A 16,764-nucleotide genomic window follows, 5' to 3' on the forward strand; every position below is an offset into this window, starting at 1 on the left:
GATCTTTAGGCACAAGCTCATCAATACAGACAAACTCAAGGGTGGACTGGGTTTGGGGGCGTTCTTTTAACATGGCTCTATTATAAAAAATCCTCGTCATTTGACGAGGACTTTTTCAGCAGTCTGACCCGCCAGTAGGCGGGTTTTTTTGTGGACTTAAAACGTTGTAACCGAGCCGCTTAGTTCAGTGTGATATCAACCATAAGGTCGCCGGCTATTGCTTCCAGTGCCTGTTGTAGATCATCCAGATCAACGCCGGCGGGGACGGTAAGATCGGCATCCGCTTTGAACAACTCTTCGGCCGACATTGAACCGCTGACCAGTTCTGTCGATAGACGCTCGACATTGATGTTGAAGCGGCTGAGTGCCTGAGATATTTCGCGGACGATGCCGGGTTTGTCGTGGCCAATCAGCTCCAGCGTAATATTGTTACTGTCGGCGGATGTTTCATATTGTGGACTACGTGCAACGATGACTCTGAGTCCCTGAGATTCGAGTGCTTGCAGCGCCTCGATCAGTGTCTCTGCGCGTTCTTCGGCCACCGATACAATCAAAATACCGGCAAACTTACCCGCGAGGCGGGACATGCTGCTTTCTAGCCAGTTGCCGCCATTGTCCGCGATGGTTTGGGACAGTCGTTCTACCAGGCCGGGTTTGTCTGGGGCGATGACGGTGAGTACGAGAGGTGTCATGATTATTTGCTCCTTAAAATATATTCAGACGGGGCTTTTTGTCTTTGCGATGGCGGACGTTAACTCTCGTCTGTACGGTATATAGGGTTGAACCGTTGTGGTGCTAGAATAACTGGCTTAGGGTTAAGGTTTCAACGGCCAGAGTAAAGGGCGAGTTGAAATGTCGGTGCACTGTTTAAGGCGTCTTGCTTAAAAAGTGCTGACAACGTTAATGGATCATCCCATAATTCAGATCATCCTGCTATCGGGGCTGAAGTCTTAAGTTTCGGCCGAGAACCGCTTGATGGTCAATATGCACAGCTTTTTGTTGGATTATAAACACAGATGAACGAGATTCTTACGGCCTTATGGCCGGTTTTTGCGTTGCTATGTGCCGGACATATTATTCGGCGTATGGCGTTTCCGGGTGATGGCTTTTGGGAGCCTGCAGAAAGGTTAATCTATTTTCTGCTGTTTCCGTTGTTGTTGGTGCATAAGCTGAGTCTGGCGGATGTCGGTGCGGTGCCGGTGGCTGATGTTGCCTTGGCGGTGGCTTTGTTGTTGTTTGCCGGCACGCTGGTGCTATTGGTTATACAGCGATTAAAGCCGTTGGACGGTGGTAGTTTTACCTCGGTTTATCAGGGTGGGATACGCTTTAATACCTATGTGGGTTTAGCGGCCAGCGCGGCGATATTTGGTGATAGCGGGGTGGCCATCGCAGCGGTCATTATTGCGGTGATGATCCCGTTGTTAAATCTGCTCTGTGTTTTGATTTTTAGTTTGTATACCCGTAAAGATGCGGGTTATTTGAGTGCCCTGTGGGCGATTCTAAAAAACCCGCTGATTATTGCCTGTTTTATCGGCATCTTTCTGAATCTGTCGGGTATTGGTTTGCCCTGGGCGGTGGCATCGGTTGCTGGCTTGGCCAGTGGTATGGCATTGCCGTTGGCATTGCTGGCGGTGGGGGCGGGTCTTAACTTGACCGCTTTGCGCAAAGCGGGCGGTGCGGTGATCTACAGTAGCGCAGTGAAGTTGTTGCTGTTTCCTGTCGTGATGCTGTTTATCTGTAGGCTGTTTATCGACTCACTTGAGGTGGCTCAGGTGTTATTACTCTTCAGTGCTCTGCCCACGGCGCCCTCTGCCTATGTATTAGCGCGGCAATTAGGAGGCGATGCGACGCTAATGTCGGCGATCATTACGGGGCAAACATTGTTGTCTATGCTGCTAATGCCGATAGTTTTATCGATTTTGCCGTCTTTTTTATGAATTTCTGTAAAAAAAGGGAACTTTTCCTCGTTTTTTAATGTCTTTTAGTAAGCTTTTAAAGCATTTGTCGATAAAGTGCGCATAAGTTCTTAAAAATACATCATAAAACAGTTGTTTTTTTTGTTCTGTATGCAAGAATATAAGCGCTTTTGAGTTAGCGAACTAAAATTACTGAGCAGTTGGAAAATGAGAAAAGGGCCGGATATCGTTGTAGTACTGGTGGCTGTATTTATTTTGGGTACGGTGTTTACCGGTGTCAGCCATGCTGATATCGAATTTGTATCTTTGGTAGGAGAAGCTTTTGCTAACTGAGGGTTATCGGGTGGCGCGGTAGAAGCGTTTCTCGGTGGCAATACCTTCCAAGGGAATATCCCAGCTTTCTGTTTTAAGTTGATCCACTTTCTGTAGATCATGCGCCAATCCAATTAGGCGTGTGCCCCTTCCGTGACGCCAACCCTGCTTAAAGGCAAAGGTTCGGTCATAATATCCGCCCCCCATACCTAAACGGCCGCCCTGTTCATCAAAGGCAACCAATGGCAATAAGACTAGATCTAAAGCCCAGGCCGGACGTCGTGGTGCCTGTACCAATGCGGGTTCTTTAATGCCATAGATATTGGCATCTAATACAGTATCTTTCGTGTATTCAATAAACCAGAGGCGGTTATGGCGTACCGGGTGAAGTACCGGCAAAAAACATCGTTTACCCAGTTTTCGGCAGTATTGAATCACCTGTTCAGGGCTAATCTCACCATCACTGGCAAGGTAGAGGGCAATGGTGCGGCTGCGACGAAATTGAGACAGTCGGCGAATAGTTGAGAGTAAACCTTGAGCGTGCTGACGTTGAGTGGCCGGCGGTAAGCTACGGCGCATTTTACGTATTTGACGACGCAGATTTTTTTTATAATCGCTGGCTTGTTTCATTCGATTGTCACGGCAGGAAAGAGAGAAGACTCCCCAGGGTTACGGCGCTGGATCGGCCCTGAACCCGAAGGTTCAAGGTGGCAGCTTCAGATTAAAATTAGGCTTTCCGGCAAGCGGACATGCACATCAGATAATACAAGAAGCTTCCAATGGTGTGATTATCGGCTCAAGGGACTAACCAGAACAACCAATAACCTCAGGGAGCTGATCTCATTATACCGCTCTAGAATAGAAAGTCAGCCTTGAATTAACACTTTAATGTGCTATTGCGAGAAATAACCGGATGTTTAATTAGGTGAAAAATAAGGTTATTTTCGGTAATTGAAAAATATTCAAGCGTAACCCTGTTAGTTGCTTAAAAATCACTCAGCTAATGTTTTTTCGAGCAGCAGGCTAAGATGGCTCAGGCGTGAGTTAACCGCTTCTCGCTCGGCGGTTTGGCTGGATTGTAATTCATAGGTGATATTCAATGCTGCCATGACGGCAACTTTTTCTGAGCCGATGATGCGACCGCCTGCACGGATGTCTTGCATCTTTTTATCGAGGTAGGCGGCGGCTTTAAGGAGTTCCGCTTCGGCTTCGGCAGGGCAGGCGACGACATACTCTTTACCGAGCAGGGTCACGGAGATATTGCGGGGAGAACTGCTCATGCCTGCTGCTCCAGCGTTTTAAGGCGACTGATCATCGCTTCGAGTTTCTGATCGGTCTGATTAGCGACGTGCATACGCTGATGCCGCTCCTCTTTCAGGGCAGAAATTTGTTGTTGCAGATCTTGATTAGACTGCTCAAGTTTCTGGCAGTGCAGGATCAGCTCATTAATCTGTTGTTCCAGTTTATCGAACGCTTGCGCAGACATAGGTATCAGACTCAATTATCAGAGCGCCTATAATAAGCTGAAAATGGCTGGTAATCGAGTGCTGTTTCATGGTGCCGCTCTAGCTGAAGTGCTAGGATATGAATCCTGAAAAGTTAAGCCGATACAGAGTAGCGCCTCCATGCCTGAAACCCAGTCCCCTGAAGACTTTCTTCCCGAATATTATGAAATATGTGATGTACTTGTCGCCGAAGACAGTATGACCAGTAGTGCCGCCGAACTGCACGGTTTGTTGTGCGGCTATCTTGCTGCCGGTGCTCGGTTTAGCCATGAAGCTTGGTTGAAGCTGGCGATGGAGCTGACCGATATCACCGATTTTCGCCATGAATCATCGAAACTGGCCTTTACCGACCTCTATGATGGGGTGGTGGCACAACTTGAACAGAGTGATTTCAGTTTTCAGCTGATGTTGCCCGATGATGATATGTCGATGGCCGAACGGGCGGAAGCCTTGGGTTGTTGGTGTCAGGGTTACCTGAGTGGCTTTGGTTTACAGGGCGGACATACCAATGAGTCGCTTTCCAGTGAGCTGAAAGAGGCGTTGGCCGATATGGCGCAGATTGCCCAGATCGAGTTGGAACCCGATGCCGATGAAGAGAACGAGTCAGATTTGATGGAGCTGCAGGAATATGTCCGCATCTCATCGATGATGATTTATGGCGAGTTCAATACGCCACCAGAACAAGAGTCTGCACCGGGTGCGACTCTCCATTAACAGGGAGTGATTTTTACTATGCGAATCAGTCAGTCAGGTTTTGCCCTTCGTCGTCAGCAGTTGATGGATAAGATGAGTCCCGGCAGCGTGGCGATCGTTCCCTCTGCCAGCGAAGTGACGCGTAACCGAGATGTGGAATATCCCTTTCGCCAAGACAGTGATTTCTATTACTTAACGGGCTTTAATGAGCCGGATGCGCTGTTGGTATTGATTCCTAGTCCGAGTGCCGGTCAGGTGGTGATCTTTTGCCGCGACCGTGACCCTGAAATGGAGATCTGGCATGGCTATCGCGCAGGACCCTTAGGTGTTTGTAACCAGTATGGTGCGGATCACGCTTATCCTATTGGCGAACTAGACGAGCGCATGGTTGAGCTGCTGCAGGGTAAGGATCGACTCTATTACTCCATCGGGACCCATGAGAGTCTCGATGCCCAGGTGCAGGGTTGGCTGAATGGTATTCGTAAAAATAGCCGGCTTGGCGCCACGTCACCGAGCGAAATGGTGATGTTAGATCGGCTGTTACATGAGCAGCGATTGTTCAAATCGGCTGAAGAGGCTGATTTGATGCGCGCAGCGGGCCGTATTTCGGCTGAAGCTCATGTGCGGGCGATGGAGGTTTGCCGGCCAGGTTTGACGGAGTATCAGTTAGAAGCGGAGATTACCCATCACTTTGCGATGAATGGTTGCCGCTTACCGGCTTACTCGTCGATAGTCGGCGGCGGTGATAACGCCTGTGTTTTGCATTACACCGAAAACCAAGATGTGCTGAAAGAGGGCGATCTGGTACTGATCGATGCGGGTTGTGAGCTGGATTACTATGCCGGTGACATCACCCGTACTTTCCCTGTTTCGGGTAAGTTCAGTGCTGAGCAGAAAGCGCTATATGAGCTGGTGCTGGCGTGCCAGTTAGCCTGTATCGAAGCGATACGCCCTGGGGTGCCTTGGATCTGTATCCATGATAAGTCGGTCGAAGTGTTAACCCATGGGTTGATCGACCTGGGCTTACTGCATGGCGACCCTGAAGAGTTGATCGAAACCGGTGCCTATCGAGCGTTTTACATGCACCGTATCGGCCACTGGTTGGGTATGGATGTGCATGACGTGGGTGATTATAAGGTGGATGGCGAATGGCGTTCACTGGAGCCGGGGATGGTGTTAACCGTCGAGCCGGGGATCTACGTGTCACCACAGAATGACAGTGTCGATGAAAAGTGGCGGGGTATCGGTATTCGTATCGAGGATGACGTACTGGTAACCGAGGATGGTTATGAAGTGCTCAGTGCCGCTGCGCCAAAGGGTGTTGCCGAGATAGAAGCATTGATGAGCCGCTCTGCGTGAATCGCGTGTGGTCGTCTTTGCGCTTAACGCGACGATAAGTCTTAACAGTCCGGGCCGTTATGAAACAGCATTACGATATTATCATTATTGGTGGCGGTATGGTGGGGGGCAGTCTTGCGGCCTCACTGATTCCCGCCGCTCAGCGTTTGGGATTGTCGATCGCCGTGGTCGAAGCTTTTCCCCTGCCAGAGGCGGGTAGCGAGGAGTATCAGCCGAGTTACGATACGCGCTCGACGGCACTCTCCTATGGCAGTCGCCTAATCTATGAGCAGATCGGTATTTGGCAGCAACTACGTCAACATCTGTGCCCCATTACCCATATCCATGTATCGGACAAAGGGCGCTTTGGCGCTACCCGGTTGAATGCTGAGGATGAGCATGTCTCGGCGTTGGGCTATGTGGTGGAAAACCATTGGCTGGGGCGGGTGTTGATGAACCGTCTGGCGCAGGAAGATGCGGCGGTTATTGATCTGCTGTGCCCTGCGGAAGTCACCGATGTTGTGTCTGATGACAACCTGATGAGGGTTGCATTGACGACGGCAGAGGGCGATCAACAGATAACCGCCGAACTCGTCGTGATGGCCGATGGTGGCCGGTCAGGGTTGCGTGAGCAACTGGGTATCGGTTATCAACAGAAAAGTTATCAACAGCATGCGGTGATCGCCAATATTAGCCCTGAAACCGCCCATGGCAATATTGCCTACGAACGCTTTACCGATACCGGCCCGATCGCGCTGCTACCCCTAGAAGACTCCGTGTTAAGTGGCGAGGCGTCGCAACAGGATTTTCACCGCATGGGGTTGGTCTGGACGGTACCCGATGAGCAGATAGATGAGATTCTCGGGCTGACCGATCAACAGTTTATCGAGCGGGTACACGAGCGTTTTGGTTATCGTGCTGGGGTGTTTGTTAAGGTCGGTGAGCGTTTTAGTTATCCACTGAAACTCAGTATCGCCGACGAGCAGGTGCGTCAGGGATTAATTGTTTTAGGTAACGCGGCCCATGCGTTGCATCCCATCGCCGGTCAAGGCTATAACTTAGCGTTACGCGGTGTGGTTGCTTTGGCGGCAGAGTTGATTGAGGCCCGTGAAGCGGGTGTTAATCTGGGTGATATTCATCATCTGACACGATTCGCCGACCGGGTGCGTCAAGATCAGCAAAAAACGATCGGCTTTAGTGATAAAACGATGAAGCTGTTTTCCAATGATAATCCACTATTGGCCCTTGGCCGCAGTGCGGGTTTACAGTTGATGGATATCTGTCCCATGGCGAAAACGGTCTTTGCCCGCAGCGCGATGGGGCTCGACCAACCGACGCCGGATTTGCGCTGAGGCGTATCAGTCATCTGTGAGGACTCAAATGACACAAGATAATACAACCGATCTGGTGATTGTCGGTGCGGGTATGGTGGGGCTGACGCTGGCCGCATTATTGGCGGAGAGTGGTTTACGCATCCGCATTCTGGAAAGCCGAGAGGTCGATGCCGCACAAGCCCTGAGTTGGGAGCAGTCTCAGCGGGCGGAAGGTTATGATCCTCGCGTCAGTGCGTTGACGGTTGCATCGCAGCAGGTACTTACGGTTGCAGGTGTTTGGTCGCAGATCGAACAGATGCGGTTAATGCCTTACCGTGCGATGGATGTTTGGGACGGTGAGGGTACCGGCGAGATACGCTTCGATTGTACCGAGTTACATGAACCCTGTTTAGGTCATATTGTTGAAAACCGAGTCACGCAAGCGGCGCTGTTGCAGCGAGTAGCGGGTTTGGCGCAGTGCCAGTTATCCGTAGGGGTGGCATTGACCGAGCTATCCGAGCCGGATGCTGATGGGTTGCGTACCCTGACACTGAGTGATGGCGAAACTCTGCAGTCGCGCTGTGTGGTTGCTGCCGATGGCGCGCTGTCGAATACGCGTCGGTTGGCGGGTATCGGTATGTGGGAGTGGGATTACGGGCATCATGCTATCGTGACAACGGTTACCACCGAGCAAGCCAACCAAGCGACCTGCTGGCAGCGTTTTACCGATGATGGGCCGTTAGCCTTTTTACCCCTGCCGGATAGTCACCTGAGTTCGATTGTCTGGTCTACTTCGCCGGATCATGCGAAAGCGGTGATGGAGTTAGATGACGAAGGATTTTGTCAGGCGCTGGAGCGAGCCTTTGAGGGGCGTTTAGGGGCGGTGACCCATACCGATGCACGCTATGTGTTTCCCCTGCGTCAACGTCATGCGCAACAGTATGTTAAAGCGGGCTTTGCGGCGATCGGTGATGCGGCACATACCATTCATCCCTTGGCTGGGCAGGGTGTTAACCTTGGGCTAATGGATGCGGCGGCATTGGCGGAGACTATCCTTGATGGGCTGGCGGATGGGGTGAATTGGCATTCCGATTACCATTTGCGCCGTTTTCAGCGCGCCCGTCAAAGTGAGAATTTGCAGATGGCAGTGACAATGGAGGGCTTTAAACGACTATTTAATGCGGGCGGGCCACTGCCCCGACTATTGCGCAATACCGGTATGACGTTGATGAATCGATGCTCGCCGGTGAAAAACCATATTGTGCAGCAGGCCATGGGTTTGGCAGGGCCGCTGCCCCGTTTAGCGCGCCGGCCGGTAAAAGAGTAAAGCCGACCTAGGTCGCTAACGAGCACCGCATTAGCCTAAAAGACCGGCGCTAATCCATGCGAAAATTTGCACTGCCGCTGGATTCTATATACATTGACTGCCCTTTTTGAAGACAGCCCTTAGCGTTATTGCTGCATAACAATTAATAGCGACAGCTACAGAGCGATCGGTTATTCGCTCAGGATAAGTGAGTTACGAATGATGGGACAGAAAACGGCACTTTACGATAAGCATTTACAGATGAATGCCAAACTAGTGGACTTCGGTGGTTGGGATATGCCGATCCACTACGGTTCTCAGGTTGAAGAGCACCATATCGTCCGTCGCGATGCAGGTATGTTTGATGTGTCTCATATGACGGTCGTGGATGTCACCGGCGCTGATGCGAAAGAGTATCTGCGTTACCTATTGGCGAACGATGTCATCCGACTACAGGAGCAGGGTAAAGCGCTCTATAGTGGTATGTTGAACGAAACCGGCGGCGTGGTTGATGATCTGATCGTCTATTTGATGACCGATCCCGATGTAACCGGTGAGTGGTTCCGGGTCGTGGTTAACTGTGGCACCCGTGAAAAAGATCTACGTTGGATGGCGGATCATACCGCCAAGTTCGACAACGTCGCCTTGACGGAACGTCCTGAATTGGCGATGGTAGCCATTCAGGGGCCTAATGCGCTGGCGAAGGTTGCGTCGGTGTTGAGTGATGGGCGGGTTAAGCTGATTAACGACTTGAAGGTGTTTCAGGGGCTTGAATCTGAAGGCTGGTTTTTTGCGAGAACGGGCTATACTGGCGAAGACGGACTTGAGGTGATGGTGCCAGAGGAGTATGTTGCAGACTTTTGGCAAGCCTTGGCCGATGCTGGCGTAGCGCCTTGTGGTTTGGGCGCGCGTGATACCCTACGATTGGAAGCTGGTATGAATCTGTATGGCTCTGATATGGACGAGAAAATCTCGCCATTGTCGGCTAATATGGGTTGGACGATTGCTTGGGAACCGGCAGAACGCGATTTTGTAGGTCGTCAAGCGCTTGAAAAACAGCGTGAGGCGGGTGTAAAACAGAAGCTCGTTGGCTTGGTTCTTGAAAGCCGGGGCGTGCTCCGTAGCCACCAAAAAGTCATGATTAACGGTGAGGAAGCGGGTGAAATCACCAGCGGTTCTTTCTCGCCAACATTGGGTTGTTCTATAGCAATGGCCCGAGTATCGGCTAATATAGCGGATACATGCCATGTTGATATGCGTGGCAAACTGGTAGAAGTAAAAGTAGTTAAACCGTCATTTGTTCGCAATGGCGAGAAAGTGTATTCATAAACTCTCACTGTAGGAAAGAGAAAATGAGCGATATCCCAAGCGATCTGAAGTATGTTGCCAGCCATGAGTGGATCCGTGACGAGGGTGATGGTGTTGTAACTATCGGTATTACTGATCATGCCCAAGACCTTCTGGGTGATGTAGTGTTTATTGAGCTGCCGGAAGCCGGCGCTGAATTCGCTACCGGTGATGACCTCGGTGTGGTTGAGTCTGTTAAAGCAGCATCGGATGTGTATGCGCCGTTGAGCGGCGAAATTATCGCCATCAATGGTGATCTGGAAGATGCCCCTGAGTTGGTTAACAGCGATCCTTACGGTGACGGTTGGTTTGTCCAACTGCGTCTGTCGGATACCACCGAACTCGATGATCTATTAGACGCTGACGGCTACGCGGAGTTGTGCGAAGCCGAAAGCTGATCTGTATTGATCATGTATAACTAAGCCCTGCCACTGCGGGGCTTTCTGTTTTCTGGGCCAGCAGGCTTTCTGCTAATAGTCCACCTAATAACTGTCTTACTGAGGGTAACTTCCTTGCAACAACTACGTTTAAATTCTGGCGCTGATAAGCGTCTACGCGGTGGCCATGTCTGGATCTACAGCAATGAAGTGAATACGCAGCTTACGCCATTGAAGCAGTTTGCTCCGGGTGAACAGGTAGTGGTGGAGAGCTCTGCGGGTAAGCCATTGGGATTGGCGTACGTTAATCCTAATTCGTTGATCTGTGGTCGTCTGGTGAGCCGTAGCGTGAAGATTCCGCTGGATCGCTCTTTGATTGTTCATCGTCTGAAGATTGCTTTGTCTTTGCGTGAAGCCTGTTTTGATAAGCCTTGCTACCGCTTAGTCTTCGGAGATAGCGATGGTCTGTCCGGTTTAGTGATCGACCGATTCTTCGATATCTTTGTTGTGCAAATTTCCACAGCGGGAATGGAGCTGTTTAAAGAGGATATTGTGGCGGCGTTGCAGAAAGTCTTTAAGCCGCAGGGTATTCTCTTCCGCAATGATGGCAAAATGCGTCAGACGGAAGGCCTGGAAAGTTACTCTGAAGTGGCTTACGGTGAAGTGCCTGAGCTCGTGCCGTTTGAAGAGAATGGTGTGTCATTCTTGGCACCCGTACATAAAGGTCAGAAGACCGGTTGGTTCTATGATCACCGGTTAAACCGCGCGCGGATGCAGCAGCACGTTGAAGGCAAACGGGTGTTGGATCTATTCAGCTACATCGGTGGCTGGGGAGTGCAAGCCTTAGCGGCCGGCGCTGAACATGTGACCTGTTTGGATGCGTCTGAATTTGCTTTGGATGTGGCGCAGGAAAACGCTGTGTTGAATGGCGGTGAAGATCGCTTTACCAGTATTCAGGGCGATGCGTTTGATGGCTGCAAAATGCTGCTGGAAGAGGGCGAAAAGTTTGACGTGGTGATTGTTGATCCACCGGCCTTTATTCAGCGACGTAAAGATATTCGTAACGGCGAGCAGGCTTATAAACGGATCAATCAGTTGGCGATGCGGCTGGTGGCTAAAAATGGCCTGCTGATTTCGGCATCATGCTCTATGCACCTGCAGCGTGAACGGCTGGTGGATATTATCCGTTCCGAAAGTCGTGCGTTAGATCGTCAGGCACAGATTTTTGATCAGGGTCATCAGGGTGGCGATCATCCGGTCCACCCGGCGATACCGGAAACCGATTATCTGAAATCCTATTTTGTCCGGTTGTTACCGGTCACCTAAATCGATCTGAGGAAAGCATAGGCTATGGATTATAAATTACTCGGTGGCAGTGAGCTGAACGTCAGCCGTCTCTGTTTGGGTACTATGACCTTCGGTCAACAAAATACCGAGGCCGAAGCGCATCAGCAGCTCGATTATGCGGTTGATGCAGGGATCAACTTCTTTGATACGGCGGAGATGTATCCGGTACCGCCGAACCCAGCGACCCAAGGGCGTACGGAAGAGTACGTTGGTAGCTGGATTAAGGCGCGGGGTAACCGTGAGCGGATTATTCTGGCGACTAAAGTAAGCGGGCCTGCAGAGATGGCGACGCATATTCGGCCGGGGCTCTGCCTCGATAAAGCCAATATCCGCCAAGCGATTACGGATAGTTTGCAGCGTTTGCAGACCGATTATGTGGATCTTTATCAGATTCATTGGCCGGAGCGGTCGACTAACTTTTTTGGTCAGTTGAATTATAAGCACCAGCCGGAACAGGATGGCACGCCCATACTGGAAACGCTTGAAGCGCTAAAAGAGTTGGTCGATGAAGGACTAATTCGCTATGTCGGTTTATCCAATGAGGTGCCTTGGGGAGTGATGAAGTTCCTCAGTTATGCTGAGGCGCTTGGGTTGCCGCGGGTCGTTTCGGTGCAGAACCCATACAACTTGTTGAATCGAAAAGATGAAGTGGGTTTAAGTGAGGTGATGCTGCGGGAGAATGTGGATCTGTTAGCCTATTCACCCTTGGCGTTTGGTACGCTCAGTGGCAAGTATCTGGATGGTAGTGCAGGCCCCGATGATCGTATCAACCAGTTTCCTCGCTTTGCCCGCTATTTTACCGATATGGGGCTGAAGGCGACGGCGGAATATGTCTTGCTGGCACGGGAGCATGGTCTTGACCCCGCGCAGATGGCGTTGGCGTTTGTGAACCATCAGCCTTTTGTCGGCAGCAATATTATCGGTGCGACCACGATGGAACAGTTGCAGAGTAATATCCGTTCTATCGATCTAAAGTTGTCAGCCGAGGTGCTCGACGGGATTGAACGGATTGCCACGCAATACTCGAATCCTTGTCCCTAATGGGTCAGCTTTAATCGAAAAATGCGCTCATTGAAGCGCATTTTTTATATCGATGAATAATTCATTCAGGCCGCTCGGCACTGTTTTAGTTGGTTGTTTAGCGCGGCCATCACCTGACCCCGTTTAACGAGACCGACGAGTATGCCGTTGTCGATGACCGGATAGATTTTCGGCTTATTCGTGGCCATCATCTGCGCGAGTTCCAGCACGGTTTGGCTAGGTTTTACGCTCAGCGGTGTGCGTTGCATCATATCCTTGACCAACACATGGCTGTCACAGTGATAGCTATCGCCGAGTAAGAACGGGATGCAATCTTGCTCTGATAGGAAGCCGGTGAGATGCTTGTTGGCATCGATGACGGGCAAACCGATCATGTTACTAGCGATGAGTTGATCCACTGCTTGTGGTAATGACATCTCTTCAGGTAACGGTGTTATGCATTCAGACATAATATCTCTAATTAAAATCATGGTCTTCATCTCCTCTGTTGCTTATATACAGTCTTGCAGCAAAACGTGGGTTTCACCAATCAGGCTTGGCTATTCAGCTGATAGCGGCAAGCTACTGGATATAAAAAATGCCCCACCTGTGAGGGCAGAGCATTAGATGTTGAATCGATTAAGAGGAGATGGGGCGCTTTATCGGAGACTAATAATGGGCCAGCCGTTATCTTCAGCGGTTTGCTTGAGCCGTTCATCGGGATCGACGGCGACGGGGTGGGTGACCCGTTCCAGCAATGGCTTATCGTTAATGGAATCGCTGTAAAAATAGCTGTCGTCCATGGAACGGCCGGTTTGCGCTAGCCAAGCGTTAAGACGCTCTACTTTGCCCGCCTGAAAGCAGGGAATGCCCGCGACTTTACCCGTATAGCGACCATCAATCATCTCGGGTTCGGTGGCTAGGGTATCGTCGACACCAAGTGCGGCGGCGATAGGGCCGGTGACAAAACGGTTGGTGGCGGTAATGATTAGTAGGTAATCACCTTGGTCACGATGTTTTTGCAGCAGCGTGGCTGCTTTGTCTAACATCATCGAGGCTACGGTGGTCTGCATAAATTCTTGATGCAGTTGTTCGAGGACGGCTGGCTCATGCTCGCTTAAGGGTTTTAGCGCAAACTCCAGAAACTCGAGGATATCCAGCGTACCTTTTTGATATTGTTGATAAAAATAATCATTGGCTTGACGGTAGGCTTGAGTATCGACAATACCCTTGTTGCATAAAAACTCGCCCCAGGCGTGATCGCTATCGCCGTTTAGTAGGGTGTTATCTAAATCGAAAATCGCCAGGCTCAAGGTTCTCTCTCCAATATAAGGTCAGCTTTAAAACGCAGCGCTAAGAATAGTGGCTCATGGTTAAGGTGGCAATTATTAATCCTGAATTTTATCGGCCAGCTTAATTTGCTGTATTGCCTGAAGTTGTGGAACAATAGCGTAAAAGAATTTGTAAGGAATTCACCGTGATAGATTCAGATGGGTTCAGGCCGAATGTCGGTATCATTCTGGCGAACTCGATGGGTCAGGTGCTTTGGGCAAGACGTATAGGGCAAAATGCATGGCAGTTTCCTCAAGGGGGAATTAACGTGTCAGAATCGCCAGAACAGGCGATGTATCGGGAACTTAAAGAGGAGATTGGGCTCTCACCTGAAGATGTTGAGGTGATTGCTGTTACCCGAGGCTGGCTTCGTTACCGGCTACCCAAACGCATGATAAGACACCATTCCCATCCGGTTTGTGTAGGACAGAAACAAAAATGGTTTTTACTGCGCATGTTGAGTGATGACAGCGCAGTCGTGATAGATTCAACAAACTCTCCTGAGTTTGATGGCTGGCGTTGGGTGAGTTACTGGTACCCTCTTGGCCAAGTGGTGGCATTTAAGCGGGATGTGTATCGCAAAGCGATGCGTGAACTGTCACCAAAATTGACCCGACTGGTTCTTGGGGGCTGGTATATAAAGGAGTAGGCACCGTATGCTGGAAACGCTACGCAAAATTGTACAGGAGGTTAATGCCGCAGCGGATCTTGAATCGGTGCTGGATGTTATTGTCCGCCGTGTGCAGCGTGCGATCCGTACAGATGTCTGCTCTATCTATCTGCTTGACCGACAACGCGAACGCTATATGTTGATGGCGACGCAGGGGTTGAATCAAAAGTCAGTCGGGCGAGTCTCTCTTTCGGTTGACGAGGGTATTGTGGGCTTGGTCGGTCAGCGTGCTGAGCCGATCAACCTCGAAGATGCGGCGACCCACAGCGCATTTACCTATTTAAAAGGTACTGGCGAAAAAAAGTTTCATGCGTTTCTCGGCGTGCCGATTATTCACCATCGCACCTTGTTGGGGGTTCTGGTTGTTCAGCAAAAGCTGATTCGTAAGTTTGACGAATCAGAAGAAGCCTTCATGGTGACGATGTCGGCGCAACTGGCGGGGGTGATCGCCCACGCAGAGGCGACCGGTTCAATTCTACAGATTTCCGACCACACTAAAAACGAAGCCGACCGTAAGTTTGAAGGCGTCTCCGGCTGTATCGGTGTCGCTATTGGCCCCGCCGTGGTGATGACGCCGCTAGCGGATCTCGACGGTGTGCCGGATCGAAAAGTCGATGATATTAAGGCCGAGGTGGCCACCTTTAAGCGAGCCTTGGCTCAAGTGCGGCGGGATATTAAACGGGTAGGCCGTAGCCTAGCGAAACGTTTGCGTTCAGAAGAGCGTGAGCTGTTTGATGTGTATATCCGTATGCTCGATGACAATGCGTTGGGCGGCGAGATTATTGCTCGTATTAAAGCGGGAAGTTGGGCTCAGGGTGCACTCAAACAGGTGATTGGCGAGCATGTGCAGCAGTTCTCGATGATGGATGATCCTTATCTGAGAGAACGGGCTACGGATATTAAAGATCTTGGCCGCCGCATGCTGACCTTCCTGCAGGAATCTGGCCCCTCATTGTCAGAGATTGTCTTCCCGGAAAATACCATTCTGGTGGCCGATGAGCTAACACCTGCGATGCTTGGTGAGGTGCCGACGGAAAAGTTGGTCGGCCTGATCTCCGTGCATGGCTCCGGTAACTCCCATGCGGCGATTCTGGCCCGCTCGATGGGTATTCCTACTTTGATGGGGGTTGTAGATCTGCCCTATACGCGGGTAGAAGGGTTGAATGTGATTCTCGATGGCTACTCCGGTCGGGCGTTTATCAATCCATCTGACGATCTGATTCAGTGTTATCAAGAGGTTATCCGTGAGGAAGACGAGGTTAATGCGGGGCTCGAAGGGTTAAAGGAGCTGCCGGCGGAAACCACCGATGGTTATCGTATGCCGCTGTGGGTGAATACCGGTTTGATTGCCGATGTCGCTCGGGCCCTCGATCGGGGGGCGGAAGGTATCGGTCTCTATCGCACCGAGATTCCCTTTATGATTCGGGATTTCTTCCCCAGCGAGCAGGATCAGATGGAGACCTATCGCAAGCAGTTAGAAGCCTTTGCGCCCCGTCCGGTCACCATGCGCACGCTGGATATCGGTGGTGATAAACCGCTGTCCTACTTTCCCATTAAAGAAGATAACCCCTTTCTCGGCTGGCGCGGTATTCGGGTGACCTTGGATCATCCCGAGATCTTTCTGGTGCAGATTCGAGCCATGCTCCGTGCCGCCGAGGGGTTAGATAACCTGCGTATCATGCTGCCGATGGTCACCAGCGTGCGGGAGGTAGATGAATCTAAACGGCTGATTGCACAAGCGGTGGAAGGTTTGCGAGAAGAGGGACATAACATCACTCAACCGCTGATTGGCGTGATGATCGAAGTCCCTGCGGCTGTCTATCAGGTGCGTCGTTTTGCACGGCGGGTCGATTTTATCTCGGTGGGTTCGAATGACCTGACCCAGTATCTGTTGGCCGTCGATCGCAATAATCCACGGGTGGCGGATCTTTACGTGCCTTATCATCCGGCGGTGTTAAAAGCGTTGCAGTTCATCGTTTTGGAAGCCCACAAAGAGAATGTCTCGGTAAGCATCTGTGGTGAAATGGCGGCGGACCCTGCGGGTGCTATTTTGCTGATGGCGATGGGTTACGATGTGCTGTCCATGAATGCAACGAACCTGCCTAAGGTGAAATTTGCTTTGCGGGGAATCAGTTTTGAGCGGGCCAAGGCGCTATTAAGCGAGATTATCGTGATTGGCGATGCGGATAAGATTCAGGCTGCGTTGAGTAGTCGCTTGAAAGAGATGGGCCTAGGTCAGCTGACTCAGCCGACGATGCCCGACTGATCGATCGCCGCTGAATGTTCGA

17 protein-coding genes and 1 other RNA gene are annotated in these 16,764 nt (G+C 50.9%); 11 read left to right on the top strand and 7 right to left on the bottom strand.

From position 1 onward, the window contains the following. Positions 1-179 precede the first annotated feature (179 nt). On the bottom strand, positions 180-692 hold the full coding sequence (locus EH243_RS13980; protein WP_126159300.1) for a glycine cleavage system transcriptional repressor: 513 nt from the start codon (positions 690-692) through the stop codon (positions 180-182). Positions 693-1,016: 324 nt separating this feature from the next. On the opposite strand from EH243_RS13980, the gene EH243_RS13985 reads away from it, so the two are divergent. Continuing rightward, complete coding sequence (locus tag EH243_RS13985) at positions 1,017-1,937, top strand: AEC family transporter (protein ID WP_126159301.1); 921 nt, start codon at positions 1,017-1,019, stop codon at positions 1,935-1,937. 315 nt (positions 1,938-2,252) lie between these two features. Here the strand turns inward: EH243_RS13985 and EH243_RS13990 are convergent, their stop codons facing one another. From EH243_RS13990 to EH243_RS14005, 4 genes are all read right to left on the bottom strand, one after another. Continuing rightward, positions 2,253-2,858 carry a 5-formyltetrahydrofolate cyclo-ligase gene (locus tag EH243_RS13990; protein WP_126159302.1) on the bottom strand — a complete coding sequence of 202 codons (606 nt, stop codon included), beginning with the start codon at positions 2,856-2,858 and terminating at the stop codon, positions 2,253-2,255. Positions 2,859-2,884: 26 nt separating this feature from the next. Beyond that, positions 2,885-3,064: non-coding RNA, 6S RNA (gene ssrS / locus EH243_RS13995), on the bottom strand. A gap of 156 nt (positions 3,065-3,220) precedes the next feature. Next, positions 3,221-3,508: a cell division protein ZapA gene (locus EH243_RS14000; protein WP_126159303.1), complete on the bottom strand. Its 288-nt coding sequence runs from the start codon at positions 3,506-3,508 to the stop codon at positions 3,221-3,223. Then, complete coding sequence (locus EH243_RS14005) at positions 3,505-3,729, bottom strand: DUF904 domain-containing protein (RefSeq protein WP_126159304.1); 225 nt, start codon at positions 3,727-3,729, stop codon at positions 3,505-3,507. The genes EH243_RS14000 and EH243_RS14005 overlap by 4 nt, the downstream gene beginning before the upstream one ends. A 124-nt stretch (positions 3,730-3,853) precedes the next feature. Between EH243_RS14005 and EH243_RS14010 the strand changes: the two genes are divergently transcribed. The 8 genes from EH243_RS14010 (at position 3,854) to EH243_RS14045 (ending at position 12,495) form a co-directional block, all read left to right on the top strand. Continuing rightward, positions 3,854-4,447, top strand: a complete 594-nt coding sequence (locus EH243_RS14010) for a UPF0149 family protein (RefSeq protein WP_126159305.1) — start codon at positions 3,854-3,856, stop codon at positions 4,445-4,447. 18 nt (positions 4,448-4,465) lie between these two features. Continuing rightward, entirely contained in the window at positions 4,466-5,785 is a 1,320-nt protein-coding gene (gene pepP, locus EH243_RS14015) for a Xaa-Pro aminopeptidase (RefSeq protein ID WP_126159306.1), read from the top strand. A gap of 59 nt (positions 5,786-5,844) precedes the next feature. Then, positions 5,845-7,116 (top strand): 2-octaprenyl-6-methoxyphenyl hydroxylase, encoded by a 1,272-nt coding sequence (gene ubiH / locus EH243_RS14020; RefSeq protein WP_126159307.1) that lies wholly within the window; start codon positions 5,845-5,847, stop codon positions 7,114-7,116. Between the two features lie 28 nt (positions 7,117-7,144). After that, positions 7,145-8,404, top strand: a complete 1,260-nt coding sequence (locus EH243_RS14025) for a UbiH/UbiF/VisC/COQ6 family ubiquinone biosynthesis hydroxylase (protein ID WP_126159308.1) — start codon at positions 7,145-7,147, stop codon at positions 8,402-8,404. Positions 8,405-8,605: 201 nt separating this feature from the next. After that, on the top strand, positions 8,606-9,712 hold the full coding sequence (gene gcvT / locus EH243_RS14030; RefSeq protein ID WP_126159396.1) for a glycine cleavage system aminomethyltransferase GcvT: 1,107 nt from the start codon (positions 8,606-8,608) through the stop codon (positions 9,710-9,712). Between the two features lie 23 nt (positions 9,713-9,735). Further along, on the top strand, positions 9,736-10,128 hold the full coding sequence (gcvH, locus tag EH243_RS14035; protein WP_126159309.1) for a glycine cleavage system protein GcvH: 393 nt from the start codon (positions 9,736-9,738) through the stop codon (positions 10,126-10,128). Positions 10,129-10,242: 114 nt separating this feature from the next. After that, positions 10,243-11,433: a class I SAM-dependent rRNA methyltransferase gene (locus EH243_RS14040; protein ID WP_241235091.1), complete on the top strand. Its 1,191-nt coding sequence runs from the start codon at positions 10,243-10,245 to the stop codon at positions 11,431-11,433. 24 nt (positions 11,434-11,457) lie between these two features. Next, positions 11,458-12,495: an NADP(H)-dependent aldo-keto reductase gene (locus EH243_RS14045; RefSeq protein ID WP_126159311.1), complete on the top strand. Its 1,038-nt coding sequence runs from the start codon at positions 11,458-11,460 to the stop codon at positions 12,493-12,495. Between the two features lie 65 nt (positions 12,496-12,560). On the opposite strand, the gene EH243_RS14050 is transcribed toward EH243_RS14045, so the two are convergent. Together EH243_RS14050 and EH243_RS14055 are read right to left on the bottom strand one after the other, a co-directional pair. Beyond that, positions 12,561-12,965 (bottom strand): CBS domain-containing protein, encoded by a 405-nt coding sequence (locus tag EH243_RS14050; protein WP_126159312.1) that lies wholly within the window; start codon positions 12,963-12,965, stop codon positions 12,561-12,563. Between the two features lie 168 nt (positions 12,966-13,133). Further along, entirely contained in the window at positions 13,134-13,787 is a 654-nt protein-coding gene (locus EH243_RS14055; RefSeq protein ID WP_126159313.1) for a histidinol-phosphatase, read from the bottom strand. Between the two features lie 164 nt (positions 13,788-13,951). Between EH243_RS14055 and rppH the strand changes: the two genes are divergently transcribed. Continuing rightward, positions 13,952-14,455 (top strand): RNA pyrophosphohydrolase, encoded by a 504-nt coding sequence (rppH, locus tag EH243_RS14060; RefSeq protein ID WP_126159314.1) that lies wholly within the window; start codon positions 13,952-13,954, stop codon positions 14,453-14,455. A 7-nt stretch (positions 14,456-14,462) separates the two neighbouring features. Beyond that, positions 14,463-16,742 (top strand): phosphoenolpyruvate--protein phosphotransferase, encoded by a 2,280-nt coding sequence (ptsP, locus tag EH243_RS14065; RefSeq protein ID WP_126159315.1) that lies wholly within the window; start codon positions 14,463-14,465, stop codon positions 16,740-16,742. Positions 16,743-16,764: the final 22 nt, after the last annotated feature.

The organism is Amphritea opalescens, from assembly GCF_003957515.1.
In the GTDB taxonomy this organism is placed as follows: domain Bacteria; phylum Pseudomonadota; class Gammaproteobacteria; order Pseudomonadales; family Balneatricaceae; genus Amphritea; species Amphritea opalescens.